Source organism: Nonomuraea maritima (genome assembly GCF_900100395.1).
Taxonomy (GTDB): domain Bacteria; phylum Actinomycetota; class Actinomycetes; order Streptosporangiales; family Streptosporangiaceae; genus Nonomuraea; species Nonomuraea maritima.
This window is the reverse complement of the sequence record NZ_FNFB01000061.1, coordinates 1-7,703: the sequence shown is the minus strand read 5'-3', so window position 1 is coordinate 7,703 and position 7,703 is coordinate 1. Positions and strand designations below refer to the sequence as shown.

Annotated in this window: 5 protein-coding genes and 1 pseudogene; 4 read left to right on the top strand and 2 right to left on the bottom strand. The window is 57.4% G+C overall.

Going from position 1 to position 7,703, the window contains the following annotated elements; genetic code table 11:
• The 4 genes from BLR04_RS39115 to BLR04_RS40300 form a co-directional block, all read left to right on the top strand.
• Positions 1 to 349, top strand: a 349-nt coding sequence (locus tag BLR04_RS39115) for a transposase (RefSeq protein WP_176903565.1), incomplete at its 5' end; no start/stop codon positions are given.
• Positions 350 to 840: 491 nt separating this feature from the next.
• Positions 841 to 1,377, top strand: coding sequence for a hypothetical protein (locus BLR04_RS39110; protein WP_218129350.1), 537 nt, complete (start codon positions 841 to 843; stop codon positions 1,375 to 1,377).
• Positions 1,378 to 1,534: 157 nt separating this feature from the next.
• Positions 1,535 to 2,440 carry a 5'-methylthioadenosine/S-adenosylhomocysteine nucleosidase gene (locus BLR04_RS39105; protein ID WP_218129349.1) on the top strand — a complete coding sequence of 302 codons (906 nt, stop codon included), beginning with the start codon at positions 1,535 to 1,537 and terminating at the stop codon, positions 2,438 to 2,440.
• A gap of 642 nt (positions 2,441 to 3,082) precedes the next feature.
• Positions 3,083 to 6,604: an NACHT domain-containing protein gene (locus BLR04_RS40300; protein ID WP_218129348.1), complete on the top strand. Its 3,522-nt coding sequence runs from the start codon at positions 3,083 to 3,085 to the stop codon at positions 6,602 to 6,604.
• 427 nt (positions 6,605 to 7,031) lie between these two features.
• Here the strand turns inward: BLR04_RS40300 and BLR04_RS39100 are convergent, their stop codons facing one another.
• Entirely contained in the window at positions 7,032 to 7,409 is a 378-nt protein-coding gene (locus tag BLR04_RS39100) for a S1 RNA-binding domain-containing protein (RefSeq protein WP_090774214.1), read from the bottom strand.
• A gap of 150 nt (positions 7,410 to 7,559) precedes the next feature.
• A pseudogene (locus tag BLR04_RS42970) lies at positions 7,560 to 7,703 on the bottom strand (IS701 family transposase); the annotation flags it as partial.

Below are 7,703 nucleotides of genomic sequence, written 5' to 3'. Positions count from 1 at the left end.
ACGATTCATGGAGTTCGCCGAGGTCTGGGGCGGCCGGTATCCGGCGATCGTGAAGCTGTGGGAGGACTCCTGGGCGGAGTTCGTGCCCTTCCTCGGCTTCGACACCGAGATCCGCCGGGTGATCTGCTCGACCAACGCGATCGAGTCGGTCAACGCCCGGATCCGGCGGGCGGTCAAGGCCCGCGGGCACTTCCCCAACGAGCAGGCCGCGCTCAAGTGCGTCTATATGGCGATCATGAGCCTCGACCCGACCGGCAAGGGCCGCAAACGCTGGATCACCCGCTGGAAAGCAGCATTGAACGCCTTCGCCGTCACCTTCGAAGGCCGCCTGACCCCCACCACCCGCTAAAACAAGTCACGCTGAGTTACACCGTCTACTGGACAGGCCCCCCGGTACCTCTGCCTCAGTCCATTGCCAGAGTGGACCTGACCTACGACTAGTCCATGTCTGGGGCAGCTACAGGCAACGCTGCGGCGTTAGGGCTGTCGGCGCTGTACGGCTTCTAAAAAGCGTTACATCTGCGAGGCACCAGAGGGCACTCCAGCTAAGCGAGGTTCACAACTATCGGCCTGGCATGGGTATCGGCACCCGAGTCTTCTTCCACAGGCTTCCGCGGTTCGTCGACAGGATCGGCGCTTAGGCCACTTTTGTGCTGTCTCGCCGGATGCGGTGTCGTCCGCCTGTAGAGCAATTCACCCAAATGTGGCTAGTAGCACGCAGATGCTTGCATACTGCGCTATATGGTGCAAGCATGTCGCAGGCAGGACAATCAGAGTGCGTGAACAGCCGCAGCCGATTACTTGGAACGCATGAGGGGACAAATGTCATCGACGCCAGAGATGTCGAAGGCCCAGTTGCTTCTGGCTGAATATCAGGCTCTGAAAGATGAGCAGAAAGCGAGGATCGGATTCCGTGACAACTTGCTATATGTAACGCTTGGAGCAGTGGTCACGGCGCTAATAGCAGGCATGCAGTTTCGTATTGCTTCAGCGCTTCTCGTTCTACCAGTGATATGTCTAATCCTTGGGTGGACCTATCTGGCGAATGACGAGAAGATTTCAGCGATAGGGCGCTACGTTAGCGGGAGCTTGACGTCACGGTTAGCCGATTCAGTTTCTGCAGAAGCCTCCGAGACGGATCTGTTCGCATGGGAGAAGTTCCATCAAGCGGACGAGCGAAGGAAATCGCGGAAGATATTTCAGTGCGGGATCGACTTGACCTGCTTCTGTCTAATACCGTTTGCCGCACTCGTGGGATACTGGCTATCTCCGGAACCTATCGGCTTGTTGATTTTGGCCTCCGTGCTCGAAGCGATAGCGATTCTTCTCCTTGGATGGCAGATGCTTATCTACGCACGGACACATTTTGGAGATTGACGCGCGCCAACCGCGCGCAGGGTCACGGAGGGTAGCGTACCGAATGCGGATTGTGACAAGGATCGTCACTCGAGCAGCTGCGGTCGTTGCGTAATACGCGCCGGTAGGTGGCCGCCAAGGCTAGGATGGACACACGTCGGCGGATCTAGGATGAGGGATGGATATGCCAGCCAGGGATGGGGTTGTCGTCGTGCTAACAGCACTGCCTCTGGAGTACCAGGCAATGCGCTCCCACCTAGAGGATGTACAGAGAGAAGACCATCCTTCCGGGACTCGATTCGAACTAGGGGTGCTACCTGACACGCCGTGGCAGGTAGCCCTGGCTAGAACAGGAGCGGGTAACAACTCTGCCGCTGTTATCACTGAGCGCGCGCACGCGATGTTCAAGCCAGAAGCGCTATTCTTTGCAGGAGTTGCTGGATCCCTCAAGGAGGACATCCAGCTCGGTGACGTAGTAGTCGCTACCAAGGTTTATGACTACCAGGGCGCAAAGGAGACAGGCGAGGGGAGGTTTGCTCGCCCAGCGGCGTGGGATGCGTCTCACTGGCTCGAACAGGCCGCCAGCGCGGCTCTGTGCGACGAACGATGGATGGACCGACTCCCGCCAGAAATACGCGCACAACAGGCGTCATCGAGAACCCCTAAAGTGCACTATAAACCTATAGCATCCGGTGAGACCGTGCTGGCGGCTGCTCACGGATCCACCGCGCACCTCCTGAGAACGACCTATAACGACGCGGCAGCCGTTGAGATGGAAAGCGCCGGCGTCGCAAAAGCTGCGCACATAGCTGGTGGGTTGCACACCCTTATAGTGCGAGGCATTAGCGACATGGCCGATGACGGGAAGAGCGCCGCTGATGCCTCTGGGTCTCAGCAACTTGCCGCTGCTAACGCAGCTGCGGCAGTTAGCGCGATCATTGCTGATTTGATTCCGCGCGATACTGGCCGAACCGTGGACTCTATAGCGGCGATCGCGCGAGCGAATGAACAACCACCTCCTAGAGACCATATCGACTTCCGAGGCAGTACCTTCTACGGACCGGTAATAGGTAAGAAGGAATAGTACTGCAACGCTTTCGAGGTCGTCATGGTGCTTTAGGGGTTCGCAAAAATGGGCGACGTTTTCGGCATTACAGTTCCTCGACTGCTTCGGCTTCGGGAAAAGGCTGACCCCAAGGGAGACGTTTTTCCTCTGGACTCAGATGGTTTCTTGGCTGACGGGTGGACCCTCTTCACGGCAAGGTCCGGGGTGTCAGCATCAGGCCTGCTAACCCCTGATGAGGCAGTGGAGGCAGGGGCTATGGTTCTCCTGGGCGAACCAGGAGGCGGGAAAACCACCGTCTTGCGCCAATTGATCCATGAACTTCCGCTCGCTGACGATGTTGGACCCTATGCGGAAGATCATCACCTCTGGGTCAACGGTTACGATTTGACTGAGTATTCTTATGAGGAGTTTCTTGGTCGTTTCCTCGCGGCGTTGGCTGGCCAATTAGGCGGCCCGCGGACTGCAGCTTCAGACGCGCAGGAGGCGGCGCCGGCGCGAGCCGGTCGCCTAACGGTTGTAATAGACCAACTGGACGAAAGCCCGATATCGCGGCTACTGCCGGAACGGTTGAATCGCTCGCTCAAAGGGCGAGACCCAGCAAGCCTTCGGCTCCTGATTGCATGTCGAACGGCTGACTATCCGCCTCATATGACTGATATCTTGAGCAAGCATTTTGGCGCCTGTCCATTAGCGGATCTTGCGCCGCTAGCTCGGACAGACGCAGTCCAACTCGCTAACAGCGCAGACGTCGACGGAGAGAGCCTGATTGCAGCAGCCATCGCTGCGCAGGCTGGCGCATTGGCAAGTGTTCCGCTGACTTTGGGGCTGCTGGTTGCCCTGTATAAAGATAACGGCACCTTGACTGGCACGCCTCGTGAGCTTTTTGAAGAAGGAACAAGGCTTCTAGTCCAGGAACATAGCGTTGCACGTACTGTAGCAACGACTGCATCCCCTGCACAGCATCTCATAGTTGCCGGGCGTATTGCTGCACGTATGCTGCTCGCTGGGAGACGTACCTTGTGGTTGGGTCCAATAAGCGTCAGCAGAAAGCATGATCTCGATTTAGATCTGGCCACGATAGCTGGAGGGTACGAGGAGACGGCCCCGGGGCAGTCGTTTGCTGTGACAGAAAATATAGTCAAAGAAGTGCTGCGCACCGGGCTCTTCACTACCTATGGCGACTCGCGCGTACTGTTCAGGCACTCTTCAATCTCGGCGTTCCTTGCCGCCGACTATATTGTAAGGCGCAAGGTAGATGAAAACCGTCTCGCCTCGCTGTTTCTAATCAAAACTCCAGATGATGAGAACTACATCATCCCTACACCCCTGCGCGAGACTGCAGCGTGGTTAGTCGCGCTTGATCCAGATCATGCCTCGTGGCTCGCCTCGGCAGATGCCGAGAGCCTTGCTGTTCATAGCGCTCTAGTTCAATCCGACCAAATCCGCGAGTTGATTGTTTCTCGGATGCTGGAGCGGGCAGGAGATGTCGAGCTCGGTGATGTTTCTTGGTATTATAGACATTGGAATCTTGGGCATCCCAGCTTGCCACGTCAACTGGCCGCTGTCCTTGAGGTAGATCCTGGCGATGTGGTTGCTGACTGGGATCAGTATGCTCGTGTTCGTGTCGCCCTACGCCTTGCCCAAGAATGTCCTGACCCTGAATTGAGCACGCTGCTGCTTGATATCGTACAGGACAATAGGTGGCCTTATCCTGAGCGAAGATTGGCAATGACTGCGGCCTTCGCTAGCGCGCCGGACATATGTGCTACGTCGCTCCGGCAGCTTCTGGCCGAGCTGGATGATGTCGAATATGCGGCGGCTGCTGATCCGAACGATGAATTGCGTGGGACTGCTCTGTCCCTGCTCTGGCCGGATTACGTCGATGTAAACAGCCTCCTCGACTGGATAACCTTTCCGCAGAACGAGAAGATGATAGGAGTGTACTCACGCTTCCTTCGTACGATGGCTGACTCTTGTTCTGATAGTGATATCTACGAGGTTCTGCGCTGGCTGCGTGACGTATATGAGGTCGAGCCAATCTCGAGGGCTGCAAGAGTTTCCGCCACCGGTGAACTGGAGGAAGTGCAGCGGCGCCGCAGCGCACGTGTTGACACTGAAATGTTCTCGCGTGGAAACTCTGCGGAGCAGCTTTTGGACTCGATTATCAATCGCGCGCTGATGGCGCCAAATGCTGATAAATGCATGTCGTTGATGGCGGACATAATTGTACGTCGGCTTCGGCAGTACGAGCGGATGCATATGCCGAGGGCGCTAGATGAGACTTCTGAAGCGGGCCTGGCGCGGGAAAAGAGCACCTCGCTTCGGCGCGCCTTAATGGATGCTCTCGTTCGAGCCAGTGCTGGCCTCGGAGAACACAAGCGTCACATGGCTTGGCTAATAGTCAATGAGTGGACGAGAGATCCAAAGTTTTCGTGGAGAACTTCAAGCTCCGAGGTGTCGGGACGCTCAACTCTAGCAGACTCATCTGATTTTGAATGGGCGCTTAACCAGGCCAATGCTGCTGCAGATGCTGGGGAAGTTGAGGTGGCTGACCTCTATGGGCTCGTTGCATCGTATTTGTTCAATGGGGAAGATCGGCATCTCTTTGAGCTCGCATACAATCACCAGCAGAATCCGGCGTGGCCGCACATCCAGTGGTTCTATAGTGGAATAGATATAAATGGTGATCTAGCAAAGGCGTGGCGAAGGAACTATGAAACTAGTCGACGCCTGGAGTGGCCGGAGTCGGCTAGCTTTGTCCTCGGCCTGCGCAACAAGCTTCAACAGGCGAAAGAGGGAAACACTGAGAGTTTCTGGCGCCTGCTATATCACCTGCAGGTTGATCCAAAGACAGGCGAAGGCAGGGAGCATTTCGATGATGATTTCCTGTCATGGCCTGGAGCCGCTGTCTTTGATTCCGGGGATCGTGCCGATATTGTTGCCAGTGCCCTGTATTATTTGGAGCATGAAAACGATCACGGAAGTGCCTGGTTGGGTCAGCCAATTTTGGACAGGCGTGCCTGGGCTGGCTATCTCGCACTGAGTCTTCTATTTCGCGAAGGTAAAATTGAGAAGCTCTCGCCGAGAGTGTGGGCGAAATGGACAGCCGCGGTCCTTGATATTCGTCTATCCAGCCCTGGTGAAGCGGGCAACGGTATAAAGAACGCCTTGTTGAAAGAAGCGGCGCTAAAGGCTCCGAAAGAATTTGCGCGCGATGCGGATAGGCAGATTCGAGGCGAGGCCGCTCGAGGAGAGCCTACCTGGGATCTGCAGCTATTGAATCCCTCGTGGTCAGCCGAGCTTTTTGTAACATTAGAGTGTCTCGCGTGTGATCTGAACAGAGCCTTGCTTTCGAGCGCTCTCATCGGCGAGAGTGCTGAGCTTAGATGTAGTTGCTGTCACAGTCATGAAGTCGGCGACCTTCTAGAACTGCCTAATACGCCTGAAGCTCGCACAGCAACGGTTCGTGTACTGTCAGATCTCCTCGGCGTCCTTGCCAACAATGGCAGCATGTTTGTCAGCGCGGCGGCGGAGGATGTTCTCGGCTACGTGAATGCCAATCGGCTTTCAAACTGGAGCCTAGCTGTTCTGGTCGCACGTGTCCTGTTGTGGTCGGATGCGTCAAAGGGATGGGAGCGCGTTAAGGCTCTCGTACTCTCTAATCCAGATTTTGGGCGTGAGCTGTCGGAAGCGTGTGCCGCGAGCGATGTCAAGCAACGTCTTGAAGCGTCGCTGACAGTTAACCAGCTAGAGAGTCTTTATCTGTGGCTTAATTCGCTCTACCCGCAAGACGACCTAGTCCTTGAGTCGGGAGCTAGTTGGGGTCGATCGGATTCGGAAGCAGCCAAATGGCGAGATGGTGTAGCGAATGCTATCGCGCGTAGATGTACGGCTGAGGCTCTCGCGAGTCTGGGAAAGTTGGCAGCTTGTTTCCCGACGAGACTTGCTTTGAGGTCATCCCTAGTGAAGGCGAGGGTTAGCTATGCGGAAGCCGGTGCGTTGCGTCCCTCTTATGAGGTGATTGTGGCCACGTTGGAATCACCTAGCGATGGGAGAGCCATCCATGCCTACTCTGGGGATCACATTGATTTCAGAGGAAGTACGTTCTATGGACCAGTCGCTGGGAAGCAGATGGGTGTCTCAACTCCTTGCTCGGACGGTTCTCCTGGGCAGCTCGACTAAACAATCTCTTCGATGCTCCTTCGAGGGCCGACATAGTACGGATGTGAAGGAAGGCAGTCTGGCTCGCAAGTTGACGGTATCGACGGATTGGCGTTGCCGAATTGGTCTAATAGCTATCAAGCGGCGGCGCGGCGCGCCGCCGTACCCCCGGCCCTCCACCCGCCCGCCGTCCGGGCGTGCGGCCTGGGGGCCGGTCCCGAACGGCGGCGGGACGCCGGGCCGGGCACCGCGCGCCGCCCCCGCCGTACCGACCGAACGCACCGGCCGGGGTTGCCGCACCGCCGCACAGATGCCGCCCTACGATCGCCACAGCATGGCTGAGCATCGTAGCTGGCTGGGGGCGATCGAAGGTCCGGGACTTCGTTCCTCAGCCCCGGCCCACCGGATAGCGGGCACCTGTCTGCACGTATGCCCCGTCCAGATGCCATCAAGGCGATAGGGGATCAGAACCAGCCTTCTTGCGGGAGAGGAGCAATCGGCGGGCATCGCGATCCAGGCTGATGATGGTCACCTTGACGCGGTCGCCGACCTGAACGTCCTGTTCGGGAGTCTCGACAGGCATGGGGATGAGCTCATTCAAGGGCACCAGACCCTCGATGTCTTCTACGACTCTGACGAAGACTCCGAACGGGACGAGCTTGGTTACGGTTCCGTGGAACTCTTGTCCCTCGCGAGCCGCGTCGGCGAACTCTTGGAAGGGGTCAGGCTGAAGTGCGCGAAGGGAGAGCCTGGCTTCGCCCTGATGGGTATCGAAGCAGAGAACGGAACAGGTACTACATTCGTAGGTCCGCTGGGAATGGGTCACCGCGTCGCCGGTAGTGGCTGATCAGAGCACGTGTCTGATGAAGCCGCCGGAAGTGTGACCAAGCCAGGACGTGATCGATGGCGTTGGCCGCTGGGATGAGTAACCGGGCCAGGACGCGGCGGATCTCGGCCAGTGAGAGCCGCACGAGTCTCACCCTGCCGGCGCCTCCAGGAGCAAGTGGTCTTTTCCCTCGTCTCCGGCTGCATCGGCGCCGGTGGGCAGGGCGGCGCGCATGACGGTCAGAAACGCCAGCGCGAGCATGGCGATGGTGACGTGCCGGTGCCATGGGGTCCA